Here is a 1,119-nt window from a genome sequence, read left to right as displayed (position 1 = left end):
ATCTCCTCGCCTTGAGGCGGGGAGGTAGTTAATGCCGTAAAATATCTTTACATAATACATATTGTACGTATAATACGTATTATACATTAAAGATAGGATGTGCATATGAAAAAATATAGTTTTACAGATGTAAACCGCGGGGCAGGCGATATTTTAGATGAGGCTATGTCTACACCTGTCGCTTTGACAAAACGAGGGCGTGAAAAAATCATTATGCTTCCTGTTGATTTATATCATGAATTAATAAAATCCCGTTCTAGTGTACAATCTTTTGTTTACGCAGATGCACCGCAAAATATATTAGACGATTTAGATCGTGGTTTAGATGACATTTTGAATAGTGATGAACATGTTTAAAGCAGGGGATGTTGTTCAATATTATTATTTATGGCACGAACAAGCGCAAAAAGGTGAACATTTGGGACGTAAAGCGCGTCCTTCTTGTGTTATGGTTAAAACTGAAAGCCATTTCTTTTTGTTTCCTATCACTTCTCAAGAACCTATTAATTTGCAATTTAGCTTAAAAGTACCTGAGATAGAATGTAAACGTGTGGGGTTGCAAAAGCAATCTTGGGTACGTGTTGATGAATTTAATGTTGTTTCTTGCGAATCTTTGTTTGACTTTGAAGATTTAAAACCTCAAGGGCGTTTTAGTCTTTCTTTCATGCGTAAAATTGCACTTAAAATTAAAGAAGTTAAAACAATAAAACCACTTGGAAAAGTTTCTAGAGACTGAGTTATACAATTAAGCAGTATGGAGTGTCGGAACTTTGCTAACATCTGTTTCACGCTCTGCATGCCAAGCATCATAATTGGCTTGAAGCTGTAGCCAGAGGGCTGGTCCATTTCCTAACAATTTACCAATGCGAGCTGCTGTTACGGCTGTAACTGGACGTTCTCCTTTAAGGATTCCGTGCAAGTGCTGGCGTGATATTTGAAGAATCCTAGCAATTTCGGTTTTGCTTGCATTTAAATGTTCTAAGGATTCAGCTAAAACTTCTCCTGGATGAGTAGGGCAGCGATTATGATTACGTGTGGTCATAGATAGTTTCCTTTACAATTAATTTTAAAGACTATTACAATTTAGATAGTATGTTATCAATGTTGTGTTATTTAAAG

At 36.2% G+C, this 1,119-nt stretch carries 3 protein-coding genes; 2 read left to right on the top strand and 1 reads right to left on the bottom strand.

Annotation, left to right across the window (positions count from 1 at the left end; all coding sequences use genetic code 11):
• Positions 1 to 105: 105 nt before the first annotated feature.
• Both ACFIO3_RS13640 and ACFIO3_RS13635 read left to right on the top strand, forming a co-directional pair.
• Complete coding sequence (locus ACFIO3_RS13640; protein WP_375607138.1) at positions 106 to 357, top strand: type II toxin-antitoxin system prevent-host-death family antitoxin; 252 nt, start codon at positions 106 to 108, stop codon at positions 355 to 357.
• The gene (locus tag ACFIO3_RS13635; protein ID WP_375614644.1) at positions 350 to 736 is read left to right on the top strand and encodes a hypothetical protein; all 387 of its coding nucleotides are present in this window, start codon (positions 350 to 352) and stop codon (positions 734 to 736) included. Before ACFIO3_RS13640 ends, ACFIO3_RS13635 begins: the two co-directional genes overlap by 8 nt.
• A gap of 9 nt (positions 737 to 745) precedes the next feature.
• Here ACFIO3_RS13635 and ACFIO3_RS13630 read toward each other — a convergent pair whose 3' ends face one another.
• Positions 746 to 1,042, bottom strand: coding sequence for a HigA family addiction module antitoxin (locus tag ACFIO3_RS13630; protein WP_375614643.1), 297 nt, complete (start codon positions 1,040 to 1,042; stop codon positions 746 to 748).
• Positions 1,043 to 1,119 lie beyond the last annotated feature (77 nt).

It is taken from the genome of Bartonella sp. AD328YNZD (assembly GCF_042196425.1).
This window is presented reverse-complemented; position numbering and strand designations above follow the sequence as displayed.

Coding starts and splice junctions, on each gene's coding strand:
- ACFIO3_RS13640 (WP_375607138.1), top strand. CDS start 106: ATGAAAAAATATAGTTTTACAGATGTAAACCGCGGGGCAGGCGATATT.
- ACFIO3_RS13635 (WP_375614644.1), top strand. CDS start 350: ATGTTTAAAGCAGGGGATGTTGTTCAATATTATTATTTATGGCACGAA.
- ACFIO3_RS13630 (WP_375614643.1), bottom strand. CDS start 1,042: ATGACCACACGTAATCATAATCGCTGCCCTACTCATCCAGGAGAAGTT.